Source organism: Streptosporangium sp. NPDC048886 (assembly GCF_055586905.1).
This window is the reverse complement of record NZ_JBVJHH010000015.1, coordinates 193,281-210,401: the sequence shown is the minus strand read 5'-3', so window position 1 is coordinate 210,401 and position 17,121 is coordinate 193,281. Positions and strand designations below refer to the sequence as shown.

The window sequence follows — 17,121 nt, the reverse complement described above, 5'->3', positions numbered from 1 at the left end:
GGCCGCAAGGCCGCCGCCGGCGGCGACGGCCTGATCAGCCCGATGCAGGGCACGATCGTGAAGGTCGTGGCCGCCGACGGCGACGTGGTGGCCGCGGGGGACGTGATCGTGGTGCTGGAGGCGATGAAGATGGAACAGCCGCTGACCGCGCACAAGGCGGGCACCGTGACCGGGCTACGGGCCGGGGTGGGCGACAGCGTCACCGCCGGCGCCGCCCTCTGCGACATCAAGGACACCTGACCACCCCACCCCAACGGCCCCTCCACGCTGATCGGAAGATCCACAGACGTTCCGCCCGGGGTGAACAACCGCTGTTGACAGCACGTACAGCAGGTGTGCGGGCGCACCACGACCGGCCTGATGACGATCTCGTTGCGACACGTGGCCCGGGAGGGGATACGGTCAAGCGGTAGGGAACTCTGACGTCCACTCATTCGTCTTTCAGGGCGAAGGAGGCTTTCTGCCGTGATCACCACTAAATCCGCGCCAGGTCGTCTCGGTGTCGCGATCGTCGCGCTATTCGCCGGACTGCTGGCCATCTTCATGATCGCGCCGGCGGCCAACGCCGCGGCGCCCGACCCCAGCACGGTCTCCGCAGGGTTGAAGGACGGAGATCACACCTACATCGACCCCGCCGCGGAAGTGCCGGCCAACGCCGCCGACGCCATCAGCAGCGCCGCCGAGCAGACCTCCTCGGTCTACGTGGCGCTGCTGCCGCAGGGCTCGATCACCAGCCAGTCGCAGGCCAGGACCATGCTGACCTCGGTCCGCAAGGACATCGGCGGCAAGTCCACCGTCCTGCTGATGAGCGGCAAGACCCCGTTCGGCACCTCCAACATCAAGGGTGTCGACGTCGACGAGCTCCTGGGCCGGGCCAAGACCACCGCCAGCCCGACGGACAACGTGATCAACTTCGTCAAGCTGGCGGACGACGCGGCCACCGGCGCGGGCGTCGGCTCCAGCTCCGGCTCCTCCTCCGGCGGCGGCTCCAGCGCGGGCGTGCTGGTCGGCATCCTGGTGCTGGCCCTGGCCGGCGGCGCGGGCATCTTCTTCTACTCCCGCAAGAAGAAGCAGCAGCGCGAGGCCCGCGAGGCCGCCGAGCTGGCCGCGGTCAAGCAGACCGTCGACGAGGACGTCACCAAGTTCGGTGAGGAGATCACCGACCTCGACACCGACGTCAAGCTGCTCGGCGACGGCGCCGCGCACCAGCAGGACTGGCAGCGCGCGCTCGACTCCTACGAGCGGGCCAAGGTGGAGCTCACGGCGGTCAAGCGCCCCGACGAGCTGCGCGGCGTGACCACCGCGCTGGAGGAGGGCCGCTACGCCCTCGCCTGCGTGAAGGCCCGCGTCAACCACCAGCCGCTCCCCGAGCGGCGCTCGCCCTGCTTCTTCAACCCGCAGCACGGCCCCTCGGTCCGTGACGTCCGCTGGGCGCCCCCCGGCGGCGCGGTGCGCGACGTGCCCGCCTGCGCGGGCGACGCGGAGGCGATCGAGCGCGGCTTCGAGCCGCAGACGCGCGAGGTCATGGTCAACGGCCAGCGCCGCCCCTACTACGACGCGGGCCCGGCCTACCAGCCCTACGCCTACGGCTACTACGGCGGCTTCGGCGACGTCATGACCGGCATGCTCGTCGGCACCATGCTCGGCAGCATGATGGGCGGCGGCTGGGGCATGGGCGGCTACGGCGCCGGCTACGCGGACGGCGCGGCCGAGAGCGGAGGTGACTTCGGCGGCGGCGGCGGCGACTTCGGCGGCGGCGGCTGGGGTGACTTCGGCGGCGGCGGCGACTTCGGCGGTGGTGACTTCGGCGGCGGCGACTGGTAGTCACCGCTGACAGCCGAGACGGGCGCGTCCCCCAGGGGGCGCGCCCGTCATCATGTCAGGAGCCGTTCAGGTGCTGTCACGGACGGTCAGCCGGGGCTCCAGCAGCGTGCCGTCGGGTACGGCGCGGCCCGCGAGCTTGTCCATCAGCAGCCGCACCGCCTGGCGGCCGACCTCCTCGGCCGGGATCAGCACCGAGGTGAGCGCCGGGCCGGAGCGCTCGGCGATGTCGTCGGGGCAGATCGCCACCACCGCGATCTCCCCGGGCACCCGCCTGCCGTACTGGCGCAGCGCGCCGAGCACGTGGTCGACCGCGGCCTCGTTGTGCACGACCAGCCCGGACAGGCCGGGCCGTGTCTCCAGCAGCTCGCCCACCGCGGCCGACACCTGGTCGAAGGTGTCCTCGCACGGCAGGGCCACCCCGGTCAGGCCGTGCTCGGCCACGGCCTCGGTGAACCCCTCCCTGGTGCGGCGGGCGAAGCCGGTGCCCCGGTCGTAGACCACCGAGGGGGCGCCGAGCAGCGCGACCTCCCGGTGCCCGCGTCCGGCCAGGCGCTCCACGCAGAGCGCGCCGGCCCGGGCGAATGGAGGCCGCGATGTCCGCCCGCGAGCAGGGCGCGTGTTCACGCACGAACCTCAGCACGACGGCGAGGTTGGTGGCCCGGACGTCGGCGAAGTCCGCCGGCTGCGGGTCCGTCGTAGATGCGATCAAGGTCAGTCCCGTTCCCGCGCGGCCAGGCCGGCCCCATCATGCCCCATCGTTCACCGATCTGTGGCAACCGGCCGCCGGCCCGCGATCGGCGATCGGCGGTCGGCGGTCGGCGGTCCCTTGTGGCCGGGGTCACCCTGGACTGACTTGTTTGGCCAGCAGACGAACTAATTCCACCCCGGACCTGTCCCCTGCCGACGTGGACCGGGTCTACCCCGACGCGGTCAAGGCCGACGTCGAGTGGCAGCACGCCACCTTCCAGTACATCGAGAAGACCCCCTTCGACGGGATCCGGATCCGGCGGCCGTCGAAGTACTCCGGTCTGCAGATCCCCACCGAGGACAAGTTCACCGACATCATGCGCGGCCGGCGCCCGGTCGGCGACGCCGAGCAGATCGTCACCGAGTGGCGGCGGGACGGCGGCGACGGGGCCCGGGACTTCCACCTGAAGGTCCTGCGGGACAACGGCCGTGCTTGAGGACTCCGTAGACACCGGGCCGGCGGGTGACCTGACCTCACCCGCCGGCACCGGCACCACCAAGAATGGCGGCAAGAGGGCGGCCAGGACAAGTCTGGAGCGCCACCCGGCCTTAGCCCTCCCGGCGGGCGGCCCGCTCCCTGGCCAGCTCCTCCTGGAGCTCCCTGACCTGGTGCTGCAGCTCGAAGATGCGGCGGACGGCGGCGAGAGTCATGCCCTCGCCGACGAGCTGGATGGCGTTCTGGAGGTCCCCGATCTCGTGACGGGTGTAGCGGCGCTGGCCGCCGCTGGAGCGGGCGGGCCGTACCACGTCGTGCTCGTCGAGACGGCGCAGGAAGGCCTGTTCGACGTGGAGCATGTCGGCCACCTGGCCGACCGAGTAGAGCGGGGCGTGTTCGTCGTCGAAGGGGAGCCTGACCATCATCACTCTTTCCGCGGTGGCGTGAACGCCGCAGGGTGGGCGCCGGGACCCGGCGCCCACCCTGTCGAGGTTCGCTGTTCAGATCATGGGCGTTCAGGCCTTGATCGACTTGACCTCGTCGGTCTTGTGGATCTCGACCTTGCGAGGCTTCGCCCTCTCGATCACCGGGATGCGCACGGCCAGGACGCCGTTGGAGTAGGCGGCGTCGACCTTCTCGCTGTCGAGGTGCTCGGAGAGGTAGACCCGGCGGGTGAAGGTGCCCATCGGACGCTCGCGCACGAACAGCCGGTCGTCCTGCCCGTGCTCCTCCTCGCGGCGGGCGCTCACGGAGAGCACGCCGCGGTCGACGGTCACCTCGATGGAGTCGGGGTCGATGCCGGGCAGGTCGAACTTGAGCAGAACGTCATCCTTGCGGCGGACGCCGTCCAGCGGCATGGCCCCGCGCGTGTCGCTCTCGCCCCAGCCGAGAGCCTGCCGCGCGAGCCGGTCGAACTGACGGTCGAACTCCTGGACGAACGGGTCGATCGACGTCAGCAGCATCGGTAACCACCTCCATTGGACCAGGCAGGTATCCTCAAGCCTGCCTTCTCGAAAAGCTCTTACTGAAGTTATAAGTTACCGACAGCAGTGAGCGCAAGTACCTTCAGCGGAAATCCGCGTCGGCCCCCTGGGGTGGCCGGTGCGGCCCGCGCCGCACCGGACGGGGCGCGGGCCGCACCCGGCCGGGATCCACGTCCTCGAAGGCGATCCACTCGCCGGCCGAGGCGCCGACCGCGTCGCCGCGGATCTTGGTCCCGTCGACGCCGGCGACCTGACCGGCGACGATCGCGAGAACGTTGAGGTCTCCACGCTGGCGCTGCACCTCATCGCCGCCGCCATCACCTACCTCGACACGCACCTGATCCAGATCGTGCTGCGCGATCCGGCCTGGCGAAAACGGCTGAGCCCGGCCGACCGGCGCGGGCTGACCGCCCTGTTCTGGTCCCATCTGAACCTGTATGGCCGCTTCGAGCTCGACATGAGTCGCCACCTGGAGCTGGACGGCGTTCCGCTCGGGCGGCCCAGCGCCCCGTAACGCACGGGGTCGGTCCACGGCCGTATCGGCACTACCACGGGGTCGGCGAGCCCTCCGAAGATCGGGGTCCATTCGACCGCGAGGTGACAGCGGCCAGGGCCTTGTGGAGGTCGTGGCGGGAGCTCACGCCGAGCTTGGGGTAGGCGCGGTAGAGGTGGTATTCCACCGTGCGGGGGCTGAGGAAGAGCTGCGCGGCGATCTCGCGGTTGCTGACGCCCGCAGCGGCCAGTTGGATGATCCGGCGTTCCTGCGGGGTCAGGCCGTCGAGCGGATCCTTGCCGGGTGGCGCAGCGGTCGCGGACGCCGCGCCTGACGCGCTCAGCTCACCGCGGGCACGGTCCGCCCAGGGCCTGGCGCCGAGGCGTTCGAACAGCTCGGTGGCCAATCGCAGCGGGTGCCTGGACTCGGCCTTGCGTCGCGCTCTGCGCAGCCACTGGCCGAACAGCAGCGCGGTCCGTGCTCGCTCGAAGGGGCGGCCCGCTCCCTCGTGCAGGTGGACGGCTCGCGCCAGCAGTTCGCCTGCCTCTTCCTCGGAAGCGACCAAGGCGCGTGTACGCAGCGCGACGGCTTGAGCCCAGGCCTGGCCACCGGATCGAGCCCAGGCGGTGAGCCGATCCAGCGGTTCGGCGGCGAGTTCCGGCCTGCCCGCACGGACGGCGGCTTCCACCAGATCAGCCGCGACCGTCATGGCCGTCGGCCGTTTCCGCCAGGCGACCTGGAGATGCCGAAGCGCCTCCTCGTAGCGGCCTTGGCCCAGCGCCAGCAGCCCCGGCAGACCGGTCGCGTCACCCTGGATGGCGGCGATCTCTGCCAGCGGCTCGGTGGACGGTTCTTCCCCGCCCACGGCACCGGCGATCTGCGCGGCCTCCGCAAGGGACGCCCGGGCCTCGCCGTACTGGCCGGCCGCGACCTGGGCCCGCGCGAGCAGGCCCAGGAGCTCGGGCAGCTCGCCCGGCGTGCCACGCTTGCGTAGGTGGGCGATCTGCTTGGCCGCCAGGGCCAGGGCGGCCTGGTCGTCCCCGGCGAGCAGGGCGTCGTGGACGCCGGCGTGCCGGGCCAGGCGGGACAGTGCGCGCTCGTGGTCGTCGGTGTGCAGCAGATTCCTGGCCGCCTCGCTGCTGCGCCGGGTGCGCTCGGCCGGGACCGGGCTGAGCTGCGCCGCGTGGTCGAGCACGCAGGCCGCAAGTGCCGGATCGGAGCGTCGGGCGAGATCTTCCAGTTCGGCCGCGATCTGTTCGTCGGGGGTGAGGGTGGCCGCGGCGAGGTGGCCGAGGCGGCGGATCGGATCGGCCGTCGCCTCGGCCAGCGCGCGGTGGACGCGCAGCCGGTCGGTCAGCGGGACCAGGTAGTAGGCGGCGCTGCGCTCCAGGGGATGGCGAAAGGCGAGCCGCATCCCGCTCACGCGCAGTACTCCCTCCGCCGCGGCCAGGTCGCGCTCGGCCAGGCCGAGCGCCGTCGCGGCCGCCATGACGGTCGCCAGGTCGCCGTCTGGCTCGGCGGCCGCCAGGGTCAGGAGCGGACGGCTCTCGTAGGCCACGGACGTGGCTATGCGGTGCCCGAACCGGGCCAGCACGGCGTTGCCCGTAGGCAACACGGACACGGGCATGACCTGGCCAAGGCGCTGCTCGGAGGTGAGCGCGCGGGCGAACTCCAGCAGCGCCAGCGGGTTCCCTGCCGCCTCCCGAACGATCCTGGCCCGCACCTGAGGATTCAGCTCGATGCCGTCGAGCAGACCAGCCGCGTCCGGCAACCGCTCCAGGGTGAGTGAGCGCAGACCCGGCGCGGAGAACCCGTCCTCCGCCATGAAGATCATCGCGACGCCATCGGTGTCCAGCCGTCTGGCGGTGAACAGCAGCGCCTCGGACGTCTGCCGGTCAAGCCAGTGCGCATCGTCAATCACGACCGTCGCGGGTGCCAGGTCCGACAGCAGCACGAGAAGGGAGAGGCCGACCATGTACGGGTTCTGTTCAGGGCGGGTCACGAGTCCGCGCAGTGCCTGAGCCTGTGCGGCCGGGAGCGTCTCGACCCGCGCGGCCAAGGGGCGCAGCAGTCGGTCCATGGCCGCGTACGGCAAGTCCGCCTCGGCCTCGATGCCGGCGACACGCAGCGTTGCCGGGACGCCCTCCACCAGCGTGGTCTTGCCGATGCCGGCCTCACCATGCACGACGAGGGCGGTGCTGGTGCCGTTGGCCGTACGTGCTGTGGCGGCTGATATCTCCGCCCTTTGCAGATCATGCACACCGGTAACGCTATCCAGTGGTGCTACGGAATCGGCCCCAGTGGTCCTGTCTCTAGCGTCGGCGCCATGACGAAGAGCCTTTTCGACAGCGTGACCGTGGGCAAGCTCGACCTGCCCAACCGGCTGGCCATGTCGCCCATGACCCGCAGCCGCTCCTATGACGGCCTGGCCTCGGACCTGATGGTGGAGTACTACGCCCAGCGGGCGAGCGCAGGTCTGATCATCACCGAGGGCATTCAGCCGTCGGTCGTCGGCCAGGGGTCGATCAACACCCCCGGACTGCACAGCGACGAGCAGGTGGAGTCATGGCGGAAGGTGACCGATGCCGTGCACGAGCGAGGCGGACGCATCTTCGCCCAGCTCTGGCACAGCGGCCGGATGGCCCACCCCAGCCTCTATCCCGACGGGCGACTGCCCGTGGCGCCCTCCGCCGTGCCGTCCGGCGGCCAGATGGTCGGCCACGCCGGGGAGCAGCTCGACCATCCCACGCCGCACGCGCTGACCTTGGAGGAGATCGCTGAGACGATCGCCGACTTCGCGTCCGCCGCGCGCAACGCGATGGCCGCCGGATTTGACGGGATCGAGTTGCACGCCGCCAACGGGTACCTGATCCACCAGTTTCTGTCCGACAACGTCAACCTGCGTGACGATGAGTACGGCGAGCCTGCCCGCTTCGCCCTCGACGTCGCCCAGGCGGTGGCCGAGGCCATCGGCCCCGAACGGACCGGTATCCGCCTTTCGCCGGGGAACCCCTACAACGGCATCGAGGAGAGCGACCCGGCGGGGCTGTACACCGCGCTGCTCCGCGCCCTGCGCCCCGACCTGGCCTACGTCCACCTGCTGGAGATCGGCGACCGTTCCCTGACCGAGCAGTTGCGGGCGGCATGGCCGGGCACGCTCGTACTCAACCCGCACACCGGCAAATCGCCCGTCGCCGGGATGTTCGCCTCCGCCGAGGAGGCCGAGGCCGCGCTGCCCGTGGCCGACGTCGTCGCCCTCGGCGGGCTCTGGCTGGCCAACCCCGACCTGCCCGCCAGGATCCGGGCCCGCGGCCCATACAACGAGCCGGACCCGCAGACCTTCTACGGCGGCGACCACCACGGCTACACCGACTACCCGCCCCTGGCAGGCTGACGTGACCGAGCGTGCCAGAGCCGTGGGCGATGAGCTGGACGATCCCCAGCGGGTCCGGGCGGTGTAGTACTGGATGGCCACCTTGCCCCGGCCGGTGCGACATGGAGAGCCGGCCGGGGCGGCGCAGGCGGACATGGGACAGGCGTGGGTCTCCACGCGCGTGAAGTCGTCGCTCACCCCGAGGTCGTTTCATGGGCGCGTTTCAGTCGCCCAGCGTTTTGCACCGATCTATGCGACAGCAAACCCCCAGGGCGCCCTTGGCCCCGGCGACTGTTCACATGCGACCACTTATGGAACGGACCCAGGCGACCCCTGAAATCACAATCCGTCATTGCAGTCGGGTGCCGGTCGACCAGCGGCGCCGGGTCGGGGAGGTGGACCTGGTCGGCGTCGACCACTACCCGGCCGCCGATCCGCCGGCCGAGACCGCGTTCGGCGCGGACCTCGCCCGGCACTGGACCGGCGGGAAACCCTCGCTGCTGACGGAGCAGGCGGTGGTGACCTACACCGGGCCCCGGATGGTCGCCAAACGGCCCGGGGAGATCACCAGGCTGAGCCTGTCGCGTCCACCCGGCTCGCCGACGACGCCTGAGCCCGCCTGCTGGGCCTGGAGCCCGCCCCCGTGGAGCTCGTACGGCGGGGCGACCGGCTGTTCGCGATCGACCACGGCGGCCGGCGGGACACCGCCGAACCGCGCCTGTCACCAGGCGGTTACGCTGTGCATAAGGTGCAAGCGGATGTCTAGCGGGGTGCAATGATCCACTGACACGATCGGGACTGCTTTCCGAGGAGGCTCTCGTGCGTCGTTCCGTTCCTCTGGCACTCACTGTCGCGATCTTCGCGCTGTCAGGGACCCTGATCTCCCCGGCCCAGGCGGAGGCCGGGCCCTGCAGGCCCGGCCAGGGCCCCAACCTGCGCGGCAGGGATTTCACCAAAGGCGCCTCGCTCCCCTACAGCCTGCGCTGCGCGGACCTGACCAAGGCCAAGCTGAACGGCGTGGACCTCACCCAGAAGGACCTGACCGGGGCGATCCTGCGCGGCGCCGTCCTCAAGCAGGCCGATCTCACCCAGGCCACGCTGAAATACGCCGACCTGCGCGGCGCCGATCTCACCGAGGCCGACCTCGGCCAGATGCACGCCGACCACGCCGACCTGCGCGGCGCGATCATGGTCGACGCCGAGGCCGGGCAGGCGGAGTTCCCGCACGCCGACCTGACCGGGGTGGCGCTGACCCGGGCCGAGCTGACCCAGGTCGACTTCACCAACGCCAAGCTGATCGACGCCGACCTCAACGAGAGCACCCCGGGCCAGATCAAGGCACGCAAGGCCGACTTCACCCGGGCCAAGCTCCACGAGGCCAAGATGAGCCAGGCCAACCTGCGTAACGCGACGTTCAAGGACGCCGACGTGAGCGAGGCCGTGTTCGTCCAGGCCGAGCTGGACGGGGCCGACTTCACCGGCGCGCTGGTGGAGGGGGCATCCTTCATCCAGGCCGACGACGCGGACCTGACCGGCGCCAGGGGCACCCCGACGGGCATCAGCCTGCCGGTCGGCCCGATCTCCCCCGACACCGACGGCGCCCAGGACGAGAGCGCTCAGGACGACACGGCCGCGACGCCGGACACCGGGCGGGCCGGGGGCGTCCCGTCCGTCGGGCTCGTCATGGTGGTGATCAGCGCCCTCGGCCTGGCCGTCACGGTGGTGATCTGGGGGGTCAGCGCCCAGCGGCGGAGCAGGCGCGGCGCCCGGCTCGCGCTCCTGCTGCGCGGCGCCGAGGAGGACGTCACCCGGCTGGGCGAGGAGATCGACCAGCTCGACTACGAGTTCCAGGTCAGCGGGCGCGGCGCGGTCAGCGGCGAGCAGGACTGGCGGCACGCGCTGGACGCCTACGAGGCGGCCAAGAGGGCGCTGGGCGTGGCCCGGCGGGAGGAGGAGCTGCACTCCGTGGCGGCCGCCGTACAGGACGGCAGGAACGCCCTGGGACGGCTCCGGGTCAGATCCCGCTAGGGGTCGTCGGCTGCATCAGGCGGCGGGCCGCCTCGGTGATGGAGCCCGACAGCGCGGGATAGACCGCGAAGGTGTGGGCGAGCTGGTCCACGGTGAGCCGCTGCTGGACGGCCACCGAGACCGCCAGGATCAGCTCGGACGCACCGGGGGCGACCACGACGCCGCCGAGGATGATGCCGGTGTGCGGGCGGCAGAACAGCTTCACGAAGCCGTCGTTGAAGCCCTGCATCTTGGCGCGGGCGTTGGTGGCCAGCGGCAGCTTGACCACGTTGGCCTCGATCTCGCCGGCCTCGATCGCCTTCTGGGCGACGCCCACGGCGGCGATCTCGGGGTCGGTGAAGATGTTGGAGGCCACGGTGGCCAGGCGGAGCGGCTGCACGGCCTCGCCGAGCGCGTGCCAGACCGCGATCCGGCCCTGCATGGCGGCGACCGAGGCGAGCATCAGCACGCCGGTGCAGTCACCGGCCGCGTAGACGCCGGGCGCGGAGGTGCGCGAGACCTTGTCCACCTGGATGAAGCCGCCCCGGTCGAGGGTGACCCCGGCCTCCTGGAGGCCGATCCCGGCGGTGTTGGGGATCATGCCGACCGTCATCAGGCAGTGGGTGCCCTCGGCGGTCCTGCCGTCCTCCAGCGTGACGACCACGCCGTCGGCGGTGCGCTTGACCGACTCGGCCCGGGAGCGGCCCATGACGTTCATCCCACGGCGGCGGTAGACCTCTTCGAGGACCTCGGCGGCGTCGGCGTCCTCGTTGGGCATCATCCGGTCGCGCGAGGACACGAGCGTGACCTCCGAGCCCAGGGAGCGGTAGGCGCCCGCGAACTCCGCGCCGGTGACGCCGGAGCCGACCACGATGAGGTGCTCGGGCAGCTCCTCCAGGTCGTACATCTGACGCCAGGTGAGGATGCGCTCCCCGTCCGGCTCGGAGCTGGGCAGGATGCGCGGGGTCGCGCCGGTCGCCACGATGACCACGTCGGCCCGGATCGTCCGGTCACCGGCCCTGACCACCTGCGGGTCGACCAGCCGCCCGGCGCCCCGGACCACCTCGACCCCCTCGGCGGCCAGCCGCGCGGCGATGTCGGCGGACTGCGCCTGGGCCAGCTCCTTCACCCGCTTGTTCACCAGCGGCATGTCGGCGATGACGCCGCCGACGTCGCCGTCGGGACCGCCGGTGAAGTGCACGCCGAGCATGCTGGCGTCGAGCAGCGCCTGCTTGCGCACGGAGGTGGCGATCAGCGTCTTGGACGGCACGCAGTCCGTCAGCACGCAGGCTCCGCCGGGACCGTCCTGTTCGACCACGGTCACCTGTGCGCCAAGTTGCGCGGCCACCAGCGCCGCCTCGTATCCGCCAGGCCCGCCACCGATGATCACGATCCTCGTCACGTACCCCATTCTCCCGCATCCCTGGACCAACCATCCATTGGGTCCCCCTCCGAAACCGCGTGAACCCCTGCGGGCACAGAAGAAATCGACGGGACGCCGAGGCGGAGCGGGCGTCTGGCCGATCTTCGATTAATGTTTGATGCCGTGCCTGTCTACGCCGCCTACGGCAGCAACATGGACCCGAAGCAGATGGCCCAGCGGGCCCCGCACTCTCCCATGCGGGGGTCGGGCTGGCTTCAGGGCTGGCGCCTGACGTTCGGCGGGAACGACCTCGGCTGGGAGGGGGCGCTCGCCTCCATCGTCGAGGATCCCGACGAGCAGGTCTTCGTCGTCCTCTATGACGTGCCCGAATGGGACGAGACCTCCCTCGACCAGTGGGAGGGCGCGGCCCGCGGCCTCTACCACAAGGTCAGGCTCCGCGTGCAGACCCTGGAGGGCGAGGTCGTCGCCTGGTTCTACGTGCTCGACGGCTACGAGGGCGGCCTGCCCTCCGCGCGCTACCTCGGCATCCTCGCCGAGGCGGCCGAGCACGCCGGCGCCCCCGACGACTACGTCAAGGACCTGCGCAGCCGTCCCTGCAAGTCCCTCGGGAGCTGACGGAGGCCGCCGGTCCCGCCGGCGCGGGTGCCCCGGCGCCCCGCCCGGCTCCCGCGCGCCCTCTCCCGGCCCGCGCGTCCCGCCCCGCCCGGCCCGCGCGCGGCGTCCGTGCCGGGCCCGGCACGCTCCCCCGTGCCCGGCCGGGATGTCGTGCGGCCCGATCCGGGAAGAACGGCGAGTACGCTCTGCAACGTGAGCAATGACCCTTATGCACTCGCCGCCGGAGCCGCGACCGCGCTGAAGAGCGCTGTGGGAGTCGAGTCGTTCGACGTCGCGCTCGTGATGGGTTCGGGCTGGGTGCCGGCCGCCGACGCGATCGGCGAGACGATCGCCGAGATCCCGGTGACCGACCTGCCCGGTTTCGCACCGCCCGCCGTGGCCGGCCACGCGGGCAGGATCCGCGCGGTGCGGACCGGGTCGGGCAAGACCGCACTGATCTTCCTGGGCCGCACCCACCTCTACGAGGGACGCGGCGTGGACCCGGTCGTGCACGGGGTGCGGACCGCGATCAAGGCCGGCGTCGGCACGGTCGTGCTGACCAACGCCGCCGGCGGCCTGCGCCCGGAGACCCAGGAGGTCGGCGAGGCGGTGCTGATCAGCGACCACATCAACCTGACCGGCGCCAACCCGATCACCGGGGCCACCTTCGTCGACCTCACCGAGGTCTACTCCCGGCGACTGCGCGACCTGGTCCGCGAGATCGAGCCGTCGATGGCCGAGGGCGTCTACGTGGCCTTCCGCGGCCCGACCTACGAGACGCCGGCCGAGGTCCGCATGTGCCGGATCCTCGGCGGCGACATGGTCGGCATGTCCACCGTGCTGGAGGCCGTCGCGGCCCGCGAGGGCGGCGCCGACGTGCTCGGCATCTCCCTGGTCACCAACCCGGGCGCCGGGCTGGTGGGCGAGCCGCTGAACCACGAGGAAGTGCTGGAGGTCGGCCGCGCCACCGCCGCGCGCATGGGCGGCCTGCTGTCCAAGGTCGTCGACAAGCTGTAGGGGACAACCGCGCGGCCCGGCGGGCCGTGGCGGCGGCCGGTGACCGGCCGATGGGCGGGCGGGCGACCGCCCGGAGCATGAGGTGACGATGAGCAGCGATCTCGTACGGCTTGCGCAGTCCTGGCTGGCCCAGGACCCGGACCCGGAGACCCGGGCCGAGCTCACCGCGCTGCTGGAGGGCGGCGACGCGGGCGCGTTGCGCGAGCGGTTCGGGACCAAGCTGGAGTTCGGCACCGCCGGGCTCCGCGGCGAGCTGGGCGCGGGCCCCAACCGGATGAACCGGGTCACCGTCATGCGCGCCGCCGCCGGCCTCGCCCGGGTCCTCGGCCCCGGGCGGCACGTCGTGATCGGCTACGACGCCCGGCACAACTCCGACGTCTTCGCCCACGACACCGCCGCCGTGCTCACCGGCGCCGGGCTGCGCGCCTCGGTCCTGCCCCGGCCGCTGCCCACCCCGGTGCTGGCCTTCGCCGTCCGCCACCTCGGCGCCGACGCGGGCGTGACCGTCACCGCCAGCCACAACCCGCCCCGGGACAACGGCTACAAGGTCTACTGGGGCGACGGCTCCCAGATCGTGCCGCCGGTCGACTCGGAGATCTCCGCCGCCATCGACGCCGTCGGCCCGGTCTCCGCCCTGCCCCTCGGCTCCCCCGCCGACCCCGCCTGGGCCACGCTGGGCGACGACGTCGTGGCCGCCTACCTGGAGGCGGTGACCGCGCTCCCGCTCGGCGACGCCCGTGACCTGCGGGTGGCCTACACACCGCTGCACGGCGTGGGCGGCACCACGCTGGCCGGGGCCTTCCGGGCCGCGGGCTTCGACGTCCCCGCGACCGTCGAGGCACAGGCCGCCCCCGATCCGGACTTCCCCACCGTCGCCTTCCCCAACCCGGAGGAGCCGGGTGCGATGGACCTCGCGCTGGAGCTCGCCCGGAGCACCGGCGCGGACCTCGTGCTGGCCAACGACCCCGACGCGGACCGCTGCGCGGTGGGCGTGCCCCTGCCGGACGGCGGCTACCGGATGCTGACCGGCGACGAGGTGGGCGCCCTCCTCGGCGAGCACGTGATCAGGCAGACCTCCGGCGCCGGGCGCCTGGTGGCCACCACCATCGTCTCCTCCTCCCTGCTCGGCAAGATCGCCTCCGCGTACGGCGTGCGCTACGCCGAGACCCTCACCGGCTTCAAGTGGATCATGAAGGCCGGAGACGGGCTGGTCTTCGGCTACGAGGAGGCCCTGGGATACAGCGTCGGCTCCGGCTCGGGCCTGCCCGTCCACGACAAGGACGGCATCGGCGCGGCGCTGACCGTCGCCGGCCTGGCCGCCCGGGCCAAGCTCGACGGCCGCACCCTGCTCGACCTCCTCGACGACCAGGCGCGCCGGCACGGCCTGCACGCCACCGCACAGCTCTCGGTCCGGGTGGCGGACCTGTCACTGATCACCGACGCGATGGCCCGCCTGCGCGCCACCCCGCCGGCCGAGCTCGGGGGCCGCGCGGTCGAGTCGGCCGACGACCTGAGCGAGGGCTCCGCGGGCCTGCCGCCCACCGACGGCCTGCGCTACCGCCTGTCCGGCGGCGCCCGTGTCGTCGTCCGCCCGTCGGGCACCGAGCCCAAGCTCAAGTGCTATCTGGAGGTCGTCGTCCCCGTCACGGGGGAGGTCGCCGACGCCCGCGCGCAGGCCGTACGGGACCTCGACGCGCTGAAGGCCGGCCTCTCCGGCGTCCTCGGCCTGTAGTCCCCTAGTCCCCGCCGGAGCCCCGGCGGGGACGGCCGCAGCGCACCGTCGGGCGCGTCACTGCTTGATGTTCTTGCGGAGCGCGGCGTAGTAGATCGCCACCGCCATGCCGCCCACCAGAGCCACCGCCCGGACAGCCGTCCCTCCGGCGCCGAAGACGGCGGCCAGCACCATCGCGGCGGCGAAGACCATGGGAACGGCAAGGTCGAGGGTCCTGCGATTCACGATTCTCCCTTTCGACGTAACCGTGCGGCTCCGTCAAACTCTCCGTTTCGACGGAACCGTGCGGTCCGTCGGGCGGACGCGATCTTCCCACAATCCGCCCCAAACTACACATCTGACCACTGATGGAGCACACCGCGGCCGCTCATGGACGGCTCGGGCCCTCGCGGCGGGTGCCGACCCGACGGCGTCCGGCGTTCAGCGCGGCAGCGCCGGACCGCCCCGGTAGCCGGGCATTCCGTCTCGCCCGCGGGGCTGGGTGCGGACGCGGGAGCTCAAGCCCGGCATCCGAGTGACATGTCAACGATCACGCAAATGTTGGCGGACGGCCGGGGACGCCCGGCGGCGGAGCGGCGCTCGGTGACCATCGGCGGATCCGGTCCGCCTCCCGGCCGCCGCGGGAACGGCGGGCCGGACAGGTCACCACGTCGCCTCCGCGCCGTGGGCCCCGGAGGCAGGTGACCGTCAGGCCGGTCCGGTGAGGCGACGGTAGCGTCCCGCCGGCCCGGTCAGGAGACGACGGCGGCCACGACCACCAGGGCGACCGCGGCCAGCAGGGCGCCCAGGGCGCTCGGAGCCCAGGTGACCTTCATCGGCCCGGCCGCCGGCTCGGCGGATCCGGCGGCACCGCCGGCCTCCGCGGCCTGCCGCCCGGCGGATCCGGCGGTCGCCCGCCTGGCGGTCCCGGCGCGCTCGGTGATCTGCTCGGCCACCCAGTCGGCGTGGGTCTTGCCCGCCAGTGCCTCGGCCGCGGCCTGCTCCCCCTTCGAGCGCGCCGGCTCGGTCCGGTAGCGGCCACCGGCGCCGGCGGGGTTGCCGCGCCGTACGGCCGCCGCCCGCTCGCGGGCCGAGGTCTGCGGCGTCCAGCAGCGGACGCTCCCGTCGCCGGATGTGATCTTGATCGCGTGGGAGACCGTGACCTCCTCCACCCCCTCCCACGGCACGAAGGTGTTCCTGAGCGGGTTGCGGACCAGCACGCCGTCCTCGGCCAGGACGACCGCCGGGCGCAGGCAGGTGATGAAGACCAGCGCGGTCAGCACCCCCAGCACCGCGGCGGCGACCAGCGAGGACGGCCCGCTGTAGCGGACGGTCAGGTCCACCGCGTTGCCCGCGGCGAACGCCATCCAGATCCAGCCGAGGATCAGCGCGGCCCTCGACCGGAACACCTGCTTCATCGAGTTCGCTCCACTCGTGCCGGCCCGCTCACGCCTGCCACTTGAGCCGCGCGAATCCGGGCTTGATGACGCCGTTGATGAGGGCCAGCCGCTCGTCGAACGGCAGGAACGCCGACTTCATGGCGTTGATCGTGAACCACTGCAGGTCGTCCCAGCCGTAGCCGAACGCCTCGGCCAGCTTGGCGAACTCCTCGGAGACGGAGGTGCCGCTCATCAGCCGGTTGTCGGTGTTGACCGTGACCCGGAAGTTCAGCCGGCGGAGCAGGCCGATCGGGTGCTCGGCGATGGAGGTCGCGGCGCCGGTCTGCAGATTGGAGGTCGGGCACATCTCCAGCGGGATCCGCTTGTCGCGGACGTAGGCCGCCAGCCGGCCGAGCTTGGCCTCGCCGTCGCCGGTCACCGTGATGTCGTCGATGATCCGGACCCCGTGGCCGAGCCGGTCGGCGCCGCACCACTGGATCGCCTGCCAGATCGACGGCAGGCCGAACGCCTCGCCGGCGTGGATGGTGAAGTGGGCGTTCTCGCGCTGGAGGTATTCGAAGGCGTCGAGGTGCCGGGTGGGAGGGTAGCCCGCCTCGGCGCCGGCGATGTCGAAGCCCACCACGCCGACGTCGCGGTAGCGGACCGCGAGCTCGGCGATCTCCATGGACCTGGCCTGGTGGCGCATCGCGGTGAGCAGCGTGCCCACCCGGATGCCGCGCCCCTGCGAACCGGCCCGGAAACCCTCCTGCACGGCCTCGATCACCTCTTCGAGGCTGAGGCCCGCGGAGGTGTGCTGTTCGGGCGCGTAACGCACTTCGGCGTAGACCACGCCGTCGCCGGCCAGGTCCTCGGCGCACTCGGCGGCGACCCGGACGAGCGACTCCCGTGTCTGCATGACGCCGACCGTGTGCTCGAAGGTCTCGAGATAGCGCTCCAGCGAGCCGGAGTCGGACGCCTCCCGGAACCAGGCCCGCAGGCCGTCGACGTCGGTCGAGGGAAGTCTGTCGTAGCCCGTCTCGCGGGCCAGTTCGACGATGGTCCCAGGCCGCAGGCCACCGTCGAGGTGATCGTGGAGCAACACCTTGGGGGCCCGGCGGATCTCCTCAAGAGCGGGTAGCTGACTCATCTCATCACCTTACCGTCGGGCCGCCG

The 17,121-nt window shown here is 72.1% G+C and carries 18 protein-coding genes and 1 pseudogene; 10 read left to right on the top strand and 9 right to left on the bottom strand.

Features of this window, described 5'->3' with window-relative positions; genetic code table 11:
* The coding region (locus ACZ6R6_RS20775) for an acyl-CoA carboxylase biotin carboxyl carrier protein subunit (protein WP_470095542.1) at positions 1-240 on the top strand (240 nt) is incomplete at its 5' end.
* A 225-nt stretch (positions 241-465) separates the two neighbouring features.
* Positions 466-1,824 (top strand): hypothetical protein, encoded by a 1,359-nt coding sequence (locus ACZ6R6_RS20770; protein WP_470095540.1) that lies wholly within the window; start codon positions 466-468, stop codon positions 1,822-1,824.
* A gap of 66 nt (positions 1,825-1,890) precedes the next feature.
* Here the strand turns inward: ACZ6R6_RS20770 and ACZ6R6_RS20765 are convergent, their stop codons facing one another.
* Entirely contained in the window at positions 1,891-2,448 is a 558-nt protein-coding gene (locus ACZ6R6_RS20765) for a substrate-binding domain-containing protein (protein WP_470095538.1), read from the bottom strand.
* Between the two features lie 233 nt (positions 2,449-2,681).
* On the opposite strand from ACZ6R6_RS20765, the gene ACZ6R6_RS20760 reads away from it, so the two are divergent.
* Positions 2,682-3,008 (top strand): hypothetical protein, encoded by a 327-nt coding sequence (locus tag ACZ6R6_RS20760; RefSeq protein ID WP_470095536.1) that lies wholly within the window; start codon positions 2,682-2,684, stop codon positions 3,006-3,008.
* Between the two features lie 112 nt (positions 3,009-3,120).
* On the opposite strand, the gene ACZ6R6_RS20755 is transcribed toward ACZ6R6_RS20760, so the two are convergent.
* The gene (locus ACZ6R6_RS20755) at positions 3,121-3,432 is read right to left on the bottom strand and encodes a MerR family transcriptional regulator (protein ID WP_306859273.1); all 312 of its coding nucleotides are present in this window, start codon (positions 3,430-3,432) and stop codon (positions 3,121-3,123) included.
* A 90-nt stretch (positions 3,433-3,522) separates the two neighbouring features.
* Positions 3,523-3,969 carry an Hsp20/alpha crystallin family protein gene (locus ACZ6R6_RS20750; RefSeq protein ID WP_470095534.1) on the bottom strand — a complete coding sequence of 149 codons (447 nt, stop codon included), beginning with the start codon at positions 3,967-3,969 and terminating at the stop codon, positions 3,523-3,525.
* A gap of 139 nt (positions 3,970-4,108) precedes the next feature.
* Between ACZ6R6_RS20750 and ACZ6R6_RS20745 the strand changes: the two genes are divergently transcribed.
* The gene (locus tag ACZ6R6_RS20745) at positions 4,109-4,504 is read left to right on the top strand and encodes a Tn3 family transposase (RefSeq protein WP_470095532.1); all 396 of its coding nucleotides are present in this window, start codon (positions 4,109-4,111) and stop codon (positions 4,502-4,504) included.
* A gap of 31 nt (positions 4,505-4,535) precedes the next feature.
* Here ACZ6R6_RS20745 and ACZ6R6_RS20740 read toward each other — a convergent pair whose 3' ends face one another.
* On the bottom strand, positions 4,536-6,743 hold the full coding sequence (locus ACZ6R6_RS20740) for a helix-turn-helix transcriptional regulator (RefSeq protein ID WP_470095530.1): 2,208 nt from the start codon (positions 6,741-6,743) through the stop codon (positions 4,536-4,538).
* Positions 6,744-6,809: 66 nt separating this feature from the next.
* On the opposite strand from ACZ6R6_RS20740, the gene ACZ6R6_RS20735 reads away from it, so the two are divergent.
* Positions 6,810-7,877, top strand: coding sequence for an alkene reductase (locus ACZ6R6_RS20735; RefSeq protein WP_470095528.1), 1,068 nt, complete (start codon positions 6,810-6,812; stop codon positions 7,875-7,877).
* 51 nt (positions 7,878-7,928) lie between these two features.
* Here ACZ6R6_RS20735 and ACZ6R6_RS20730 read toward each other — a convergent pair.
* Positions 7,929-8,033, bottom strand: a pseudogene (locus ACZ6R6_RS20730) (zinc finger domain-containing protein); the annotation flags it as partial.
* 185 nt (positions 8,034-8,218) lie between these two features.
* On the opposite strand from ACZ6R6_RS20730, the gene ACZ6R6_RS20725 reads away from it, so the two are divergent.
* Together ACZ6R6_RS20725 and ACZ6R6_RS20720 are read left to right on the top strand one after the other, a co-directional pair.
* Entirely contained in the window at positions 8,219-8,635 is a 417-nt protein-coding gene (locus ACZ6R6_RS20725) for a hypothetical protein (protein WP_470095526.1), read from the top strand.
* A gap of 40 nt (positions 8,636-8,675) precedes the next feature.
* Entirely contained in the window at positions 8,676-9,884 is a 1,209-nt protein-coding gene (locus tag ACZ6R6_RS20720) for a pentapeptide repeat-containing protein (RefSeq protein WP_470095524.1), read from the top strand.
* On the opposite strand, the gene ACZ6R6_RS20715 is transcribed toward ACZ6R6_RS20720, so the two are convergent.
* Entirely contained in the window at positions 9,871-11,265 is a 1,395-nt protein-coding gene (locus ACZ6R6_RS20715) for an NAD(P)H-quinone dehydrogenase (RefSeq protein WP_470095522.1), read from the bottom strand. The genes ACZ6R6_RS20720 and ACZ6R6_RS20715 overlap by 14 nt on opposite strands.
* 144 nt (positions 11,266-11,409) lie before the next feature.
* Here ACZ6R6_RS20715 and ACZ6R6_RS20710 point away from each other — a divergent pair, with 144 nt between their 5' ends.
* From ACZ6R6_RS20710 to ACZ6R6_RS20700, 3 genes are all read left to right on the top strand, one after another.
* Positions 11,410-11,862 carry a gamma-glutamylcyclotransferase family protein gene (locus tag ACZ6R6_RS20710; protein ID WP_470095520.1) on the top strand — a complete coding sequence of 151 codons (453 nt, stop codon included), beginning with the start codon at positions 11,410-11,412 and terminating at the stop codon, positions 11,860-11,862.
* A 192-nt stretch (positions 11,863-12,054) separates the two neighbouring features.
* Entirely contained in the window at positions 12,055-12,858 is an 804-nt protein-coding gene (locus ACZ6R6_RS20705) for a purine-nucleoside phosphorylase (RefSeq protein ID WP_470095518.1), read from the top strand.
* Between the two features lie 88 nt (positions 12,859-12,946).
* Positions 12,947-14,590, top strand: a complete 1,644-nt coding sequence (locus tag ACZ6R6_RS20700) for a phospho-sugar mutase (protein WP_470095516.1) — start codon at positions 12,947-12,949, stop codon at positions 14,588-14,590.
* Positions 14,591-14,647: 57 nt separating this feature from the next.
* Here ACZ6R6_RS20700 and ACZ6R6_RS20695 read toward each other — a convergent pair whose 3' ends face one another.
* The 3 genes from ACZ6R6_RS20695 to ACZ6R6_RS20685 all read right to left on the bottom strand — a co-directional run bounded on the left by ACZ6R6_RS20695 (position 14,648) and on the right by ACZ6R6_RS20685 (position 17,095).
* Positions 14,648-14,815: a hypothetical protein gene (locus ACZ6R6_RS20695; RefSeq protein WP_470095514.1), complete on the bottom strand. Its 168-nt coding sequence runs from the start codon at positions 14,813-14,815 to the stop codon at positions 14,648-14,650.
* Between the two features lie 506 nt (positions 14,816-15,321).
* Positions 15,322-15,987, bottom strand: a complete 666-nt coding sequence (locus ACZ6R6_RS20690; RefSeq protein ID WP_470095512.1) for a PH domain-containing protein — start codon at positions 15,985-15,987, stop codon at positions 15,322-15,324.
* A 28-nt stretch (positions 15,988-16,015) separates the two neighbouring features.
* Positions 16,016-17,095, bottom strand: a complete 1,080-nt coding sequence (locus ACZ6R6_RS20685; protein WP_470095510.1) for an adenosine deaminase — start codon at positions 17,093-17,095, stop codon at positions 16,016-16,018.
* Positions 17,096-17,121: the final 26 nt, after the last annotated feature.